Source organism: Pseudomonas sp. SbOxS1, assembly GCF_013416725.1.
Lineage (GTDB): Bacteria > Pseudomonadota > Gammaproteobacteria > Pseudomonadales > Pseudomonadaceae > Aquipseudomonas.
The window spans coordinates 1-15,853 of record NZ_JAAVXC010000076.1; the positions used below are offsets into that span (position 1 = coordinate 1).

Here is a 15,853-nt window from a genome sequence, read left to right on the forward strand (position 1 = left end):
AGGGATGGCCCATCGCGGCGACCCACGGAGCAATGCCGGAGAGAGGGCATGCCGAGCCTAAGCGAGGCACCAAGTGGTGGGGCAAAGCCTTTTGGTTCCTTTTTGGCGTTTGAAAAAGGGACTCGCCGTAAGGGCGAAACCATAAGTGGCCGTTACCGCAGCAATGGATATCCCCCCAATCCAGTCCTCAAATACATCCCAGCGGACACTTTCGATCGGACGGTTGCGAGTCTGGCAATCCCGGCCTATGGTCCAGACACAACATTGTCACGACCGGCGCGACAACCCGCCGCCGTCTTTTTGTCCATCCATTGTGCTAGCGCAACGAGGTGACGACATGCCCAACGACTCCCGCCCTGCCGTACTCGAGCTGATCGGTAACACCCCCCTGGTCCGCGTCAGCCGTTTCGATACCGGCCCCTGCACGCTGTTTCTCAAGCTCGAATCACAGAACCCCGGTGGTTCGATCAAGGACCGCATCGGCCTGGCGATGATCGACGCCGCCGAGCGCGACGGCCGCCTGCGACCCGGTGGCACCATCGTCGAAGCTACGGCCGGCAATACCGGCCTGGGCCTGGCACTGGTCGGTCGTGCCAAGGGCTATCGGGTGGTGCTGGTGGTGCCGGACAAGATGTCCACCGAGAAGGTCCTGCACCTCAAGGCCATGGGCGCCGAGGTGCACATCACCCGCTCCGATGTCGGCAAGGGTCACCCGGAGTATTACCAGGACGTTGCCGGGCGCCTGGCCAGTGAAATCCCCGACGCCTTCTTCGCCGACCAGTTCAACAACCCGGCCAACCCGCTGGCCCATGAGTGCAGTACCGCGCCGGAGATCTGGGCGCAGACCCAGCATGATGTCGATGCCATCGTGGTCGGCGTGGGTTCGGCCGGCACGCTGACCGGGCTGACCCGGTTCTTCAGCCGCGTGCAACCGGAACTGGAAATGGTCCTGGCCGACCCGGTCGGCTCGGTGATGGCCGAATACAGCCGCAGCGGCACCCTCCCCACCCCCGGCTCCTGGGCGGTGGAAGGCATCGGCGAAGACTTCATTCCGTCGATCGCCGACCTGTCCAGCGTGCGCCACGCCTACTCGATCAGCGACGAGGAAAGCTTCGACCATGCCCGCCAGTTGCTGCGTGCCGAGGGCATTCTCGGCGGTTCGTCGACCGGCACCCTGCTGGCGGCGGCATTGCGCTACTGCCGCGAGCAGACCCAACCGAAGCGGGTGGTCAGCTTCGTCTGCGACACCGGCACCCGCTACCTGTCGAAGGTCTACAACGACCAGTGGATGAACGATCAGGGGCTGCTGAAAAGCAAGCAGTACGGCGACCTGCGCGACCTGATCGCACGGCGCTTCGAGGACGGCCGGGTGATCAGCGTCGGCCCCGATGACACCCTGCTCACCGCGTTCCAGCGCATGCGCCTGGCGGATGTGTCGCAACTGCCGGTGCTGGTGAACGGTAAACAACTGGTCGGCGTGATCGACGAGTCCGACATCCTGCTGGGCGTGCATGAAGACGTTACGCACTTTCGCGCGACCGTATCCAGCGCCATGACCGACAAACTGCAAACCCTGTCCCCCGGCGCCTCGTTGGCGGACCTGGAGGCGGAACTGGGCCGTGGACTGGTGGCGATCATCCAGGATGCCTCGGGTTTCCACGGCCTGATCACCCGAACCGACATGCTCAATCACCTGCGGAGATCCCTGCCATGAGTCAGCACGATGAAAATGCCCCGCCTCGGGGCTTCGCCACCCGCGTGATCCATGCAGGGCAAACGCCGGACCCTTCGACCGGCGCGCTGATGCCGCCGATCTACGCCAACTCCACCTATCTGCAGCAGAGCCCCGGGGTACACAAGGGTCTCGACTACGGGCGTTCGCACAATCCGACACGTTGGGCGCTGGAACGCTGCGTGGCCGACCTCGAAGGCGGCACTCGGGGCTTTGCCTTCGCCTCGGGGCTGGCAACCATTTCCACGGTGCTGGAACTGGTAGACGCCGGTTCACACATCGTCTCGGGCAATGACCTGTACGGCGGCACGTTCCGCCTGTTCGACAAGGTCCGCCAACGCAGCGCCGGGCATCGCTTCAGCTTCGTCGACCTGACCGACCTCGCCGCCTTCGAAGCCGCCTTGCAGGACGACACGCGCATGGTCATGGTCGAGACGCCGAGCAACCCCCTGTTGCGTCTCACCGACCTTGCCGCCATCGCCCGCACCTGCCGCGATCGCGGCATCATCTGTGTGGCAGACAACACCTTTGCCAGCCCGTGGATACAACGCCCGCTGGAACTGGGCTTCGACATCGTGCTGCATTCGACCACCAAGTACCTCAATGGCCACTCTGACGTGATCGGCGGCATCGCCGTGGTCGGGCAAAATGCCGAACTGGCCGAGCGTCTGGGTTTCCTGCAGAACGCCGTGGGCGCCATCGCCGGACCGTTCGACGCCTTTCTCACCCTGCGCGGGGTCAAGACCCTGGCGCTGCGCATGGAACGCCACTGCAGCAATGCACTGGAACTGGCGCAATGGCTGGAACGCCAGCCGCAAGTCGCCCGCGTCTACTACCCGGGCCTGCCCTCGCACCCGCAGCATGAACTGGCGCGGCAGCAAATGCGCGGCTACGGCGGGATGATCTCCGTCGACCTGAACACTGACCTGGCCGGTTCCCGGCGCTTCCTGGAAAACGTACAGATTTTCGCCCTGGCCGAAAGCCTGGGCGGGGTGGAAAGCCTGATCGAACACCCGGCGATCATGACCCACGCCACCATCCCCGTGGAAACCCGCGCGCAGCTGGGCATCGGCGATGCGCTGGTGCGCCTGTCCGTGGGGGTTGAGGATATCGAAGACTTGCGCGCAGACTTGGCGCAGGCGCTGGCGCGAATATAGAAACCTGTAGGAGCGTTGTTCGCCTGTAGGAGCCAGGCTTGCCGGCGAAGAACGATGACGCGTTGCGACAGCTACACCGCGGTGTCCCGTTCGCCGGCAAGCCTGGCTCCTACAGCGCGAAGAACGATAACGCGGAACAACAGTTACACCGCAGCGTCCCGTTCGACACCAAACAATAATTTGAATTTTTCGGAACATCGACACATGTCCAACCACGACACTTCCCTGCAAGACGCCGCCGCGCCCGATGGCGTGTGTTACGGCTGCGGCAGCAGCAATCCCCAAGGGCTGCACATCAAGAGCTACTGGCATGAGGACGGCGTGCATGTCATGGCCGAGCACCTGCCGGATCCCATGTACTGCGGCTGGCCGGACCTGGTCTACGGCGGACTGATCGCCATGTTGGTCGATTGCCATTCCAACTGGGCGGTAATGGCCTATCACTACCGCGCGGAAAACCGCGACCCCGCCAGCCTGCCACGCATCAATTGCGTCACCGGCAACCTCGGCATCAAGTTCATCAAGCCGACACCCATGGGTATCCCGCTGACCCTGCGCGCGCGCGTGGAAGGTGAGGTCGGACGCAAGACCCGGGTCATCTGCGAAGTTTTCGCCGGGGACGTGCTGACCGCGGTGGGCGACTCCATCTTCGTACGGGTCGATACCACGCAACTGGCAGACAGCGCGCACGGGCGGTAGGTGTGCGGCCAGCACTCGATAAATGAGCTATACCCGCTAATCTCCACTTGCCGTTATTCACCACAGGAGTTTGGCCATGAAGCTCAGACATTCACTGGCGGCGCTAATCATTGGCGCCAGCCTGTTCGGCTGCGCCACCTCATCGAGGGAGAGCGTGTCGGTCACCCTGGTTGCCACCCGGCAGAACACCGGGCAGATCGGCAATGTCGCATTGTCCGAATGGGACCAGCAAACCGGACTCAGTTTCTTCATCAGCGGCGTTCCAAGCGGCGCCGCCCTGCCCCTGCGCCTCTACAGTTTCATCAACAAAGGCAGTTGCGAGCAACCCGGCCCCGTCGCGTACGCCATGAATGACAAGGTCAACACCGAACGCCAACCCATTCGCGGCTGGACCTTCTCCAGAAGCGTGCCCGTGGCCCTGCCTGAGTTGCTGGCCGGTGACTATCACATCGTCGTGCGAACCGCAGCGACTGACGGCAACGTCGATATTTTCTGCGGGAACATCAAGCAACAAGCCCCGGCGAAGTAGGCGCTTGTACCCGCTGGCCTCACACCGGCGAAATCGTTGCCAGCACGCCAATCAGAATGGTCAACACAAGAAAACCACCGAGGAAAATCGCCATCTTGCCCATAGAGCCTCCTACATTTCGAAAGTGCGGTGCACCGCGGCTACCGCTGCGCAACTTGCCGTCATTGTGGGGCTCGGGCTGATTGCATTACAGCGTCAGAAAGCGATGAAAAATACGGATCAGATGAAACAGACAGGGATACAAAAAAGCCCACTGGCCATCCCTGGCTCAGTGGGCTTTTTGCTCAGGCGTTCAGTTACAGCGCCATGTCCGCCGCAGCATTCTCTTTCGGTGCCTTGGCTTTCTCAGCCTCGACAGCCGGAGCAACAGCCTGGCCGATCGCAGGTGGCGGAGTCAGTTCCAGCACCTTGGCGGTGTAGGCCCATTCCTCGGCAACCTTTTCAGGGCTGGCGTTGAGCTGGGTGCCGTAGCTCGGCACAATTTGATGCAGCTTTTCCTGCCAGGCCGGGGTCGCGACCTTGTCCTTGAACACTTTCTGCAGCACGGTCAGCATGATCGGTGCGGCGGTCGAAGCGCCTGGGGACGCGCCCAGCAGGCCGGCGATGGTGCCGTCTTGCGAAGCGACGATTTCGGTGCCCAGTTTCAGCACGCCACCGGCGGCTTCGTCACGCTTGATGATCTGCACGCGCTGGCCGGCTTGCCACAGGCGCCAGTCCTCGGCCTTGGCATTCGGGAAGTATTCCTTCAGGGCGTTGAGGCGGTCTTCGTCCGACAGCATCAGTTGACCGGCAAGGTACTCGACCAGCGGGTATTCCTTGATGCCGACCTTGGTCATTGGCCACACGTTATGAGTGGTGGTGGTGGTCAGCAGGTCCAGGTACGAACCTTCCTTGAGGAACTTGGTGCTGAAGGTGGCGAATGGGCCAAACAGGATCACGCGCTTGCCGTCCAGGACACGGGTGTCCAGGTGCGGAACCGACATCGGCGGTGCGCCAACCGAAGCCTTGCCGTAGGCCTTGGCCAGGTGTTGCTCGGCGATGGTCGGGTTCTCGGTCACCAGGAACGAGCCGCCCACCGGGAAGCCTGCGTATTCCTTGGCTTCAGGAATGCCGGATTTCTGCAGCAGATGCAGGGCACCGCCGCCAGCGCCGATGAACACGAACTTGGCGTCGGTTTCGGACTTGCTGCCGTCTTTCAGGTTTTTGTAGCTGACGCGCCAGCTGCCGTCGGCGTTCTTGGTGATGTCCTGCACTTCGCTGGACAGCTTCAAGTCGAATTTCGGTGTGGTTTGCAGGTGAGCAACGAACTGGCGGGTGATTTCGCCAAAGTTCACGTCGGTACCGATCGGAGACCAGGTGGCCGCGATTTTCTGGTTCGGGTCACGCCCTTCCATCATCAGCGGGACCCACTTCTTGATCACGGCCGGGTCTTCGGAGTACTGCATGCCGGCGAACAGCGGGCTTGCCTGCAGGGCTTCGTAGCGCTTTTTCAGGAACTTGATGTTGTCATCGCCCCACACGAAACTCATGTGCGGTGTGGAGTTGATGAACGAACGCGGGTTCTTCAGCACGCCTTGCTGGACCTGCCAGGCCCAGAACTGACGGGAGATCTGGAACGCTTCGTTGATTTCAACGGCTTTCGGGATCGAGACATTGCCCTTGTCGTCTTCCGGGGTGTAGTTCAGCTCGGCCAGGGCGGAGTGACCGGTACCGGCGTTGTTCCAGCCGTTGGAGCTTTCCTGGGCGACGCCGTCCAGGCGCTCGATCATTTCCATCGAAGTGCCGGGTTCCAGCTCATTGAGCCACACACCGAGGGTTGCGCTCATGATGCCGCCGCCGATCAACAGCACGTCGACTTTCTTGGCCTCTTCGGCCTGGGCTGTCGTCATCCCCAACGACAAGGCCAGCCCCAGCAGGGCCGTGTTCACTTTCTTAAACATCTGTAGCACCTATGATAAAACGCCATCCGCCCTTCCATCTTCAATCGCGAGCCGTTTGTTTCACGGCATTCAGGCAAGTCTGCCGCGGGTTCTCGCACATGACGGCTGGAAGGTGGGCACACAAGGCCGACTGACTGCATCGACCCCAGTTATATGTCCCTACTGAACTGACTTTTTATCTTTTTTGGCTTCAGCTACTTGAGCGACAGTGATTCTGCTCGCCCGTCTCAAGGACAGGAAAACTGAATAGATCAAACCAAGTTGTTGCCAAGAATATCACGACAAGGCCAGCCCGCGGGTGATGGATCTGTTGGCGAAGGGCCTTGTAGGAGCCTGGCTTGCCGGCGAAGGCGTCCTTGAACATTGCGCTGGTCTTTCGGACGCCTTCGCCGGCAAGCCTGGCTCCTACAGGTGGTGACTATACTCACAGGTCATCAGATAAACATGTGGGGAACAGCCATGAGCGACAAAGACGATCTGCGCAAATATTCCTCCCAGGTGATCGACGGCGTGGAGGCCGCACCCGCCCGCGCCATGCTGCGTGCAGTGGGCTTTACCGACGAAGACTTCAAGAAACCGCAGATCGGCATCGCCTCCACCTGGGCGATGGTCACGCCCTGCAACATGCACATCGACAAACTCGCGATCGAAGCCGAAAAAGGTGCAAACGCCGCGGGTGCCAAAGGCGTGATTTTCAACACCATCACCATTTCCGACGGCATCGCCAACGGCACCGAAGGCATGAAATATTCACTGGTGTCCCGCGAGGTGATTGCCGACTCCATCGAAGTGGTGGTCGGTTGCGAAGGCTTTGACGGGCTGGTGACCGTGGGCGGTTGCGACAAGAACATGCCCGGCTGCCTGATCGGCATGGCGCGGCTCAATCGCCCTTCGATCTTCGTCTATGGCGGCACCATTCGACCGGGCGCCGGCCACACCGACATCATTTCCGTGTTCGAAGCCGTGGGCCAGCACGCGCGCGGTGACATCAGCGAGATCCAGGTCAAGCAGATCGAGGAAGTGGCGATTCCCGGCCCTGGTTCCTGTGGCGGCATGTACACCGCCAACACCATGGCCTCGGCCATCGAGGCGCTGGGCATGAGCCTGCCCGGCTCGAGCTCCCAGGACGCCGTGGGCAGCGACAAGGCTTCGGACAGCTTCCGCGCTGGCCAGCAAGTCATGGAATTGCTCAAGCTTGACCTCAAGCCCCGGGACATCATGACCCGCAAGGCCTTCGAAAACGCCATCCGCGTGGTGATCGCCCTCGCCGGCTCGACCAATGCCGTGCTGCATCTGTTGGCCATGGCCAATGCCGTGGATGTCGAGCTGACCCTGGATGACTTCGTCGAGCTGGGCAAGATTTCCCCGGTGGTGGCCGACCTGCGCCCCAGTGGCAAATACATGATGAGCGAACTGGTGGCCATTGGCGGCATCCAGCCCTTGATGAAGCGCATGCTCGCCGCCGGCATGCTGCACGGCGATGTGCTGACCGTGACCGGCAAGACCCTGGCGGAAAACCTCGAGAACGTGCCCGACTACCCTGCCGGCCAGGACGTGATCCTGCCCTTCGACCAGCCGATCAAGAAGGACTCGCACCTGGTGATCCTGCGCGGCAACCTCGCGCCCACCGGCGCCGTGGCCAAGATCACCGGCAAGGAAGGCCTGCGCTTCGAAGGCAAAGCCCGTGTGTACCACGGCGAGGAAGGCGCGCTGGCCGGCATCCTCAACGGCGAAGTGCAGGCCGGCGACGTGATCGTGATTCGCTACGAAGGACCCAAGGGCGGACCGGGCATGCGCGAAATGCTCTCGCCGACGTCGGCGGTGATGGGCAAGGGTTTGGGCAAGGACGTGGCGCTGATCACCGATGGCCGTTTTTCCGGTGGTTCCCATGGTTTCGTGGTCGGGCATATCACGCCGGAGGCGTTTGAAGGTGGGCCTATCGCGTTGATTGAAGATGGCGACCGGATCACCATCGATGCGCAAACCCGGCAGATCAACGTTGATGTGACCGATGCCGAGCTGGCCAGGCGCAAGGCCTCCTGGGTGCGGCCGGAGTCGAAGTACAAGCGCGGGGTGTTGGCCAAGTATGCGAAGACGGTATCCAGCGCTTCGGAGGGGGCGGTGACGGACAAGTACCTTTAATTTCAAGTTCTGCATTGGCTGAACTGGCCTCATCGCGGGCAAGCCCGCTCCCACAGTGATTGATGGTGTACACATAATTTGTGTTCACATCGGACCCTGTAGGAGCGGGCTTGCCCGCGAAGGGGCCCTATCGACCAGCGAATAATCAGCTGACCAAACTCAATCCTCAAAGCCGAAACCGATCCACCGACTGCGACAGTTTCCCCGCCAGACTGGACAACTCATCCGTCGTCAAAGCCGTCTGCCCAATCACCTTGCTGTTGCCTTCCGACATGCCGGCAATCATCTCCACCTGATGGGCGATTTCATTGCTGGCCAGACTCTGCTCGCCGATGGTGCGGCTGATGTCGTTGACCAGTTGCGTGGTGTTGAGCGTGGCCTCGAGGATCTCGCGGATGGCGCGCTCGACGTCGGCGGTCACGGCCATGCCTTTGTCGACCTGGGCCACGCCCTCCTCCATGCTGATCACCGCCTGGTGGGTATTTTGCTGGATGCGCGAGACCATGGCGGCGATTTCCTGGGTCGAGGCGCTGGTGCGGCCCGCCAGGCTTCGCACTTCGTCGGCCACCACGGCAAAACCACGCCCCTGCTCGCCTGCGCGGGCGGCCTCGATGGCGGCGTTGAGCGCCAACAGATTGGTCTGGTCGGCGATGCCCTTGATCACCTGGATGATGCTGAAAATCCCTTCGGATTCCTTGTCCAGCGTGCGGATCACCTGCGCCGACTGCTGCGCCGAACGGGCGATGCCGTCCATGTCGCTGACCACCTGATGGATCACCCGCCCGCCATCCTTGGCCAGCGCCTCGGCCTGGTTGGCCATGTCCAGCGCGCGTTCGGCATGCCGAGTGATCTCCTCGATGCTCGCGGTCATTTCGCTGGCAGCGGCGGCCATGGTGCTGGCGGCAGTGCTTTGCTGCTGGCTGCTGCCGGCCACCTGGTGACAGCCATCGCTCAGTCGCGTGCTCATGCCGCTGACGCCATGGGCATTGCTGCGCACCACTTCGATCATGCCGCGCAGATCACGCTGCATGGTCGCCAGGCTGCGAATCAGGGTGCTGGCTTCGTCCTTGTGCTCGGGCTCGACAATCGTCTCGCTCAGGTTGCCATGGGCGATACGCTCGGCGATGCGGCTGGCCGCCCGCAGCGGGCTCATGATGCTCAGGATCACCCAGCGGCCCTGGGCCAGCAGCAACAGCAGGCTGGCGATCAGCACGCCGCCCAGGGTCAGGTTGGCGTTACTGATGGCATGCGCGGTGCCTTGGCTAGTCTGCTGGGTGTTGAGTTCAATGCGCTCGCTGAGGGCCGCCATCTGCGCCTCCAGCTGGCTGAACGCGCTGTTGAAGGCGGCCAGTTGCTGTTGCGCGGCCTCGGGGTTTTCCAGCGCCAGGCCCACCATGCGCTCGGCGGCACTGATGTAGGTGTCGAGGCTCGGCTTGATCTGGTTCAGGGCGTCCTTGAGGGTGTCGTTCACCGCCAGCTTGAGGTTTTCACCCAGCACTTCACGAAAATGCGCGGCGTGCTCATCGATAGAGCCGCGTATCTCGGCCTTGCTGCTGGTGCTTTTGCCCAGCCCCACCAGCATCGCCGCCAGCACGTCGGCGCGCAAGGCGTCGTGCATCATGTCGGCTTCCAGATGATTGCGCAGCACGCTCATGCCGATATCGTTGTCTTGCACCGCATCCGCCAGCCGGGCCGTTCCCAGGTAAGCGACGAGGCTCATGATCAACGCGGCCAGCAACCCCGTCCCGATCAACAACAGTAAACGCAGTTTTATGGACACTCTGTGGTTCCTCTCCTGGCACGTATGTTGGTTGGCCAACGGCCACCGCGAATGGCATCTCAAGAGGTTATCGACGGGTTTTTGCGCGAGTTGAAGCCTGTCCCCACGGATTGCTGTTTTTTCGACATGCGGTAGGTAACGCGGCTTTCTCTGCCGTATGGCGCAGGGAAACCAAGAGCAGGCTGACGAATGCGCCGGCGACGGCGAGGGCCATGTCCTTTTGTGAATCCCACGGGTCGTTCTGCGCGCCGACGAAGGCTTTGGCCGTGTCGTCGCCCAGGTAGGCCCCACCGATCCATTCCACCAGTTCGTAGACGGCCGAGGTCGACAGGACGATGTTCAGGGCCATGAAAAACAGCCAGCGCCCGCGCAATGGCGTCAGCCGCAGCAGCACTTCGCGGATCGGCCAAGCCATCAACAGCCCGTAACTCAAGTGAACCAGGCGGTCGTAGTGGTTGCGGTGCAGGCCAAAACTCTTGTCGAAACTGACGCCGGTCAGGGTCGAACACCAGCGATCGTAAGGCACCAGGGAATAGGTGTAATGCGCGCCCAACTCATGAATGCACAAGAAAACGAACACCAGCGCAAGGGACGCCGCTGACAGGCGAAAATGGCGATAGAAAACCACCAACGTCCCCACCAGCAGCAGCGCCAGCAGGTTCTCCAGCGCCCAATCCACCCGGCTGCGCGGGGAATAGCCCAGTGCAATGACGATGAGTACAAACACTATCAGCAGCGTCAATTCGTATCGCGGATGTTCCTTGGGCTGCATGATTTGAACTCCCCGATACCCTTGAATTGCAGATTCCATACGGGCTTTTAACTTCGAGATACGCCTTCGCCGCAAGTTCGCTTTTTTCTGACCTTGCATGTTATGTTGTACGATGACTGACGAGCTGTTTCGTACTTGTCAATCCGATCTCCCACAACAACAAGGAATCCTCATGAAAAAAGCAAAAGTGCTGATTGGTTTTCTCTGCCTGTTCAGCGGCTACGTCGCCGCCACCCCGGCTTCCGGGGACAAGGACGTGGCGCAAGCCGTCGATCACTTGACCCAGGCGATGCTGCACAAGGACATTGCCGAGCTGAACGCGTTGACGGCCGAAAACCTCACCTACGGCCATTCCAGCGGCAAGATCCAGGACAAGCAGCAATTCATCGCCGATATCGAAACCGGCAAAAGTACCTTCAAGACCCTTGAGATGCAGAACCAGACCATCACCGTTTCCGGCGATGTTGCCTTGGTTCGCCACCACTTCTCGGCCCAGGCCCTCAAAGGCACCGAGGTGGTCCCGACGGAAATCGAGAACTTCCAGATCTGGCAAAAACAGAGCGGAAAATGGCTACTGGTAGGACGACAGGCGTTCAAGTTCTGATGTTCGGGTGATCCCGAAAAAAAATGGAACGGATTGGCGTCTACCCGCCCATCCGTCCCCTTTTGTGCTGCGTTGATAAACAGCTTGTCTCAGTGCCCGCGAATGTAATGTTCAAACTGTCGAATCAGGTCGGCCTGCTCGACAATGGCTTCCTTGACCAGATCGCCAATCGACAGCAAGCCGATCAACTCGCCATTCTCCACCACCGGCAAGTGTCGCAAATGGCTGTCCGTCATGACCGCCATGCAATGCTCGATGCTCTGTTGGCTATCGGCCGTGACCACCGGGGAGCTCATGATGGCCCTGACCGGCGTGCCGACTGACGAACGCCCCAGCAGCACCACCTTGCGCGCATAGTCACGCTCGCTGATCACCCCGACGACCTGGCCCTTTTCGATCACCGGCAACGCACCCACGTTCTTTTCGGCCATTTTTTGCACGGCCTCCAGCACCATGGCGTCCGGTGCGATGCTGTGCACCTGCTGGTTTTCCACGACCTTGAGCTTGAGCAACTGTGCGGCTGTCTTCATGTCCGTCTCCCGATGTGAATGGCGTACAACGTCAGGCCACCCCGACCTCCACCAGCCCTTCGTTCAGCCTCACCGGCCAGACCCGCAAACGCTGTTGCGGGTACTCCAGGCAACTGCCGTCCTCAAGACGAAAATGCTGCTTGTAAATGGGTGAGGCAACGACCAGGTCGCCCTTGATGCTGCCGACCAGTCCGCGGCCGATGACATTGGCCCCCGATTGCGGGTCGTGGTTGTCGATGGCGTAAAGGGTTTTGCCCTCCACGCCCGGCAGGTAGAACAGCGCCACCTGGGCACCGTCCAGCCACACCACCACACCGGAGTCATTCACCAGGTCCTGCTGGCTGCACACCGATTGCCAGACGACAGACGCACGGGCTTCAACGCGTTGGGTATTGGACGGGTTCATCAGACAGTCTCCTCGGTAACAGGGATCAGGTTGAGTTCAGCCGCCATGATCGGCCGGCGTTGACCACGCTCCTGGACAAAGTGGATGTCCGGGTCCGGGCGTTTATCGTTGACGAAGGTACGGAAGCGCTTGAGTTTTTCCGGGTCCTTGAGGGCGTTGGCCCACTCGCATTCGTAGCGATTGACCACCAGCTGCATCTGCGACTCGAGCTCGGCACCCAGGCCCAGGCTGTCGTGGATGATCACGTCCTTGAGGTAGTCCAGGCCGCCTTCCAGGCTTTCGCGCCAGACCGAAGTGCGCTGCAACTTGTCGGCGGTGCGGATGTAGAACATCAGGAAGCGGTCGATGTAGCGGATCAGGGTCGCGTCATCGAGGTCGGTGGCGAACAGCTCGGCATGGCGCGGGCGCATGCCGCCATTGCCGGCGATGTAGAGGTTCCAGCCTTTCTCGGTGGCGATCACGCCGACGTCCTTGCTTTGCGCCTCGGCGCATTCACGGGTGCAACCAGACACCGCGAACTTGAGCTTGTGCGGCGAACGCAGGCCCTTGTAGCGATCTTCGATGGTCAGGGCCATTTGCACGCTGTCCTGCACCCCATAGCGGCACCAGGTACTGCCGACGCAGGACTTCACCGTGCGGGTCGATTTGCCGTAGGCGTGGCCGGTTTCGAAACCAGCCTCAATCAGTTCGCTCCAGATGTCCGGCAACTGATGCAACTGCGCGCCAAACAGGTCGATGCGCTGGCCGCCGGTGATTTTGGTGTAGAGGTCGTATTTCTTCGCCACCACGCCAATGGCAATCAGCTTGTCGGCGGTGATCTCGCCACCGGGGATGCGCGGCACGACGGAATAGGTGCCGTTTTTCTGCATGTTGGCCATGAAGGTGTCGTTGGTGTCCTGCAGCGGCACCAGCGAAGGGTCCATGATCGGCTGGTTCCAGCACGACGCCAGGATTGAACCCACCGCCGGCTTGCACACATCGCACCCGGTGTGACCACGGCCATGCTTGGCCAGCAGTTCCTCGAAGGTGATCACCCCTTCTACCCGCACCAGCGCATACAGTTCCTGACGGGTGTAGGCGAAGTGTTCGCACAGGCTCTTGTCGACGCTGACCCCACGGGCAATCAATTCATGCTCGAAGACTTGCTTGAGCAACCCGGCGCAACCACCGCAACCGGTGCAGGCCTTGGTCTGCGACTTGAGCAGGCCGAGGTCGCTGCATCCGCCGTCGATGGCCGAGCAGATGGCGCCCTTGGTCACGTTGTGGCACGAGCAGACCGTGGCCGTTTCCGGCAAGGCGCCAGGGCCGAGGGTCGGCGCGCCTTCGGACGACGGCAGGATCAACGCCGCCGGTTCTGACGGCAAGGCGATCGCGTTCTGCATGTATTGCAGCAGCGTGTCGTAATAGCTGTTGTCGCCGATCAGCACGGCACCGAGCACGTGTTTGCCGCTGGCATCCACCACCAGGCGGCGGTAGCTGGCCGTCGTTTCGTCGATGAACTGATAGCTGCGCGCACCCGGCGTGTTGGCGTGGGCATCGCCGATGGAGCCGACGTCGACGCCCAGCAGCTTGAGCTTGGTCGACATGTCGGCGCCCTGGAACGGCTCGGCGGCGTCGTCACACAGGCGTGCTGCGACACTGCGCGCCATCTGGTAGCCCGGCGCGACCAGGCCGAACAGGCTGCCATTCCAGGAAGCACATTCACCGATGGCGTAGATGTTCGGGTCACAGCTCAGGCAGGTGTCGTCGATCACCACGCCACCGCGCGGGCCGATCTCCAGCGCGCATTGCCGGGCCAGCGCATCCTGGGCACGGATACCGGCGGAGAACACGATCAGGTCGGTCTCGAGGAACTCGTCGTTGGCAAAGTTCATCCGGTAGCGGTACTGCTCGCCGGCGCTGATCGATTGCGTGGCGCGGGACAGGTGCACACCGACGCCGAGGCGCTCGATCTGCGCCTTGAGCGCCAGCCCACCCAGATCATCCAGCTGCACCGGCATCAGGCGTGGGGCGAATTCCACCACGTGCGCTTCGAGGCCGAGGCTTTTCAGGGCGTTGGCGGCTTCAAGGCCCAGCAAACCACCGCCGACCACCACCCCGCGCCGGGCATTGGCCGCCGCGGCACGAATCGCATCGAGGTCTTCCAGGGTGCGATAGACCAGGCGCGAATCGCCTTCGGCGCCTTCGATCGGCGGCACGAACGGATAAGAGCCGGTGGCCAGGACCAGCTTGTCATAGGCAACGCAGCCTTGTGCGGTGATCACCTGGCGCCGGGCGCGGTCGATCTCCAGCACCGGCACCCCCAGGTGCAAAGTGACGCCGGGCGTCTCGTACAGCGCCGCGTCACTGAGTGCCAGCGACTCGGCGTCGCGACCGGAGAAGTATTCGGACAGATGCACGCGGTCGTAGGCACGCATCGGCTCTTCGCTGAAGACGTGCAGCCGATAGCGGTCAAGCGCGCCGCGCTCGATCAACTGCTCGACACAATGATGCCCGACCATGCCATTGCCGATCACGATCAGCGTTTGCAGCTTGTTCAAACTGGCTACATTGGAATTCATAAACGACACCTGCCCTAAGCCCATCACGGTGAAAAAAAGCAAAAAAAAACGCCTGAAACCTTGCGGTTCCAGGCGTCTTTGCCTGTTCTTTTGCGGTGTTGAAAACCAGACGGCCATGCCTGATCCACCGATATTGCCCACGACCTGTGCGGCCAGTCGATCTTCGTTGACCGAGAGGGCTGCCCATCTTTTTTGGATGGGCTTGAAGGTGTTAATGCAGTGTTTGTGCCAGTCGGCCGCAAGAACCCTTCATGGTGGTGGAAACATGAGTGTTTAGCCCTTGCTGCCCGCCAGATAGGCAGGTATTTGGCGAGATGGGTGTAGTTGCCAGCGGTTGATTTCGCAGGGGGCAATGGATCGGCAACCCGCTTCGCAGTGGTGCACTGCTGTCGGTCATCGCGCTTTAAAAGTGCGCAAAACCTGTGGGAGCGAGCCTGCTCGCGATGACAATTCCATGGTCAACATTGTCGTTGCCTGACAGTGCGCTATCGCGAGCAGGCTCGCGCCTACAGTGGATCGGGTTCAGCTGCGAGCGACGGGGCGGCCTTGAGGACGCCTTCGCCGGCAAGCCTGGCTCCTACGGGAAATCGCGCACATCCGAAATCAGGCCGGCTGGTAGGCCGCCTCGCTTTTGCTTTTGATCTGGCTTTTGATTTTCTTGCCACCTCACACCCTGAGCATGTCCGTCAACCATGTCCCCGCACATGTGTCCACCATGTGTCCGGTCCGTACACAAACGCCAAAAAGGAACCAAAAGGCTTTGCCCCACCACTCGGTGCCTCGCTAGGGCTCGGCATGCCATAACGAAGGCATTGCTCCGTGGGTCGCCGCGATGGGCCATCCTTGGCCCAGCGCGGCTAAACCGGCGTCCTGCCGGTTTACCCACTGCGCAATGCCTGCGTTCGGCCATCGTGGTTAACGGGGCACCCAAAATCTAAAGCCAAAGCGAGGCGGCCTTAAAGCCGACCTGACTTTTCCGGTTACCCCCAACCTGATCGTTC

At 61.4% G+C, this 15,853-nt stretch carries 12 protein-coding genes; 6 read left to right on the top strand and 6 right to left on the bottom strand.

The genetic code is table 11. From position 1 onward, the window contains the following. Positions 1–337: 337 nt before the first annotated feature. The 4 genes from HFK74_RS32825 to HFK74_RS32840 all read left to right on the top strand — a co-directional run bounded on the left by HFK74_RS32825 (position 338) and on the right by HFK74_RS32840 (position 4,117). Complete coding sequence (locus HFK74_RS32825) at positions 338–1,714, top strand: pyridoxal-phosphate dependent enzyme (RefSeq protein ID WP_180207215.1); 1,377 nt, start codon at positions 338–340, stop codon at positions 1,712–1,714. Continuing rightward, a complete protein-coding gene (locus tag HFK74_RS32830) occupies positions 1,711–2,889 on the top strand; it encodes a PLP-dependent aspartate aminotransferase family protein (protein ID WP_180207216.1) in 1,179 nt (392 codons plus the stop codon). The genes HFK74_RS32825 and HFK74_RS32830 overlap by 4 nt, the downstream gene beginning before the upstream one ends. Before the next feature lie 204 nt (positions 2,890–3,093). Next, positions 3,094–3,588: a PaaI family thioesterase gene (locus tag HFK74_RS32835; protein ID WP_180207217.1), complete on the top strand. Its 495-nt coding sequence runs from the start codon at positions 3,094–3,096 to the stop codon at positions 3,586–3,588. 76 nt (positions 3,589–3,664) lie between these two features. After that, complete coding sequence (locus HFK74_RS32840) at positions 3,665–4,117, top strand: hypothetical protein (RefSeq protein WP_180207218.1); 453 nt, start codon at positions 3,665–3,667, stop codon at positions 4,115–4,117. A 296-nt stretch (positions 4,118–4,413) separates the two neighbouring features. Here the strand turns inward: HFK74_RS32840 and mqo are convergent, their stop codons facing one another. Then, the gene (gene mqo / locus HFK74_RS32845) at positions 4,414–6,057 is read right to left on the bottom strand and encodes a malate dehydrogenase (quinone) (protein ID WP_180207219.1); all 1,644 of its coding nucleotides are present in this window, start codon (positions 6,055–6,057) and stop codon (positions 4,414–4,416) included. Positions 6,058–6,516: 459 nt separating this feature from the next. Here mqo and ilvD point away from each other — a divergent pair, with 459 nt between their 5' ends. Further along, complete coding sequence (ilvD, locus tag HFK74_RS32850; protein WP_180207220.1) at positions 6,517–8,199, top strand: dihydroxy-acid dehydratase; 1,683 nt, start codon at positions 6,517–6,519, stop codon at positions 8,197–8,199. A gap of 166 nt (positions 8,200–8,365) precedes the next feature. Here the strand turns inward: ilvD and HFK74_RS32855 are convergent, their stop codons facing one another. Beyond that, on the bottom strand, positions 8,366–9,979 hold the full coding sequence (locus tag HFK74_RS32855; protein ID WP_180207221.1) for a methyl-accepting chemotaxis protein: 1,614 nt from the start codon (positions 9,977–9,979) through the stop codon (positions 8,366–8,368). 67 nt (positions 9,980–10,046) lie between these two features. After that, entirely contained in the window at positions 10,047–10,751 is a 705-nt protein-coding gene (locus HFK74_RS32860; protein WP_180207222.1) for a DUF2238 domain-containing protein, read from the bottom strand. A gap of 172 nt (positions 10,752–10,923) precedes the next feature. Between HFK74_RS32860 and HFK74_RS32865 the strand changes: the two genes are divergently transcribed. After that, positions 10,924–11,355, top strand: a complete 432-nt coding sequence (locus tag HFK74_RS32865) for a nuclear transport factor 2 family protein (RefSeq protein WP_180207223.1) — start codon at positions 10,924–10,926, stop codon at positions 11,353–11,355. Between the two features lie 89 nt (positions 11,356–11,444). Here HFK74_RS32865 and HFK74_RS32870 read toward each other — a convergent pair whose 3' ends face one another. The 3 genes from HFK74_RS32870 to nirB are packed head-to-tail and all read right to left on the bottom strand — an operon-like array spanning position 11,445 to position 14,852. Continuing rightward, positions 11,445–11,885, bottom strand: a complete 441-nt coding sequence (locus HFK74_RS32870) for a CBS domain-containing protein (RefSeq protein WP_008061144.1) — start codon at positions 11,883–11,885, stop codon at positions 11,445–11,447. A 31-nt stretch (positions 11,886–11,916) separates the two neighbouring features. Next, positions 11,917–12,291 carry a nitrite reductase small subunit NirD gene (gene nirD / locus HFK74_RS32875; RefSeq protein WP_180207224.1) on the bottom strand — a complete coding sequence of 125 codons (375 nt, stop codon included), beginning with the start codon at positions 12,289–12,291 and terminating at the stop codon, positions 11,917–11,919. Then, positions 12,291–14,852 carry a nitrite reductase large subunit NirB gene (nirB, locus tag HFK74_RS32880; RefSeq protein WP_180207225.1) on the bottom strand — a complete coding sequence of 854 codons (2,562 nt, stop codon included), beginning with the start codon at positions 14,850–14,852 and terminating at the stop codon, positions 12,291–12,293. Before nirB ends, nirD begins: the two co-directional genes overlap by 1 nt. Between the last annotated feature and the right edge of the window lie 1,001 nt (positions 14,853–15,853).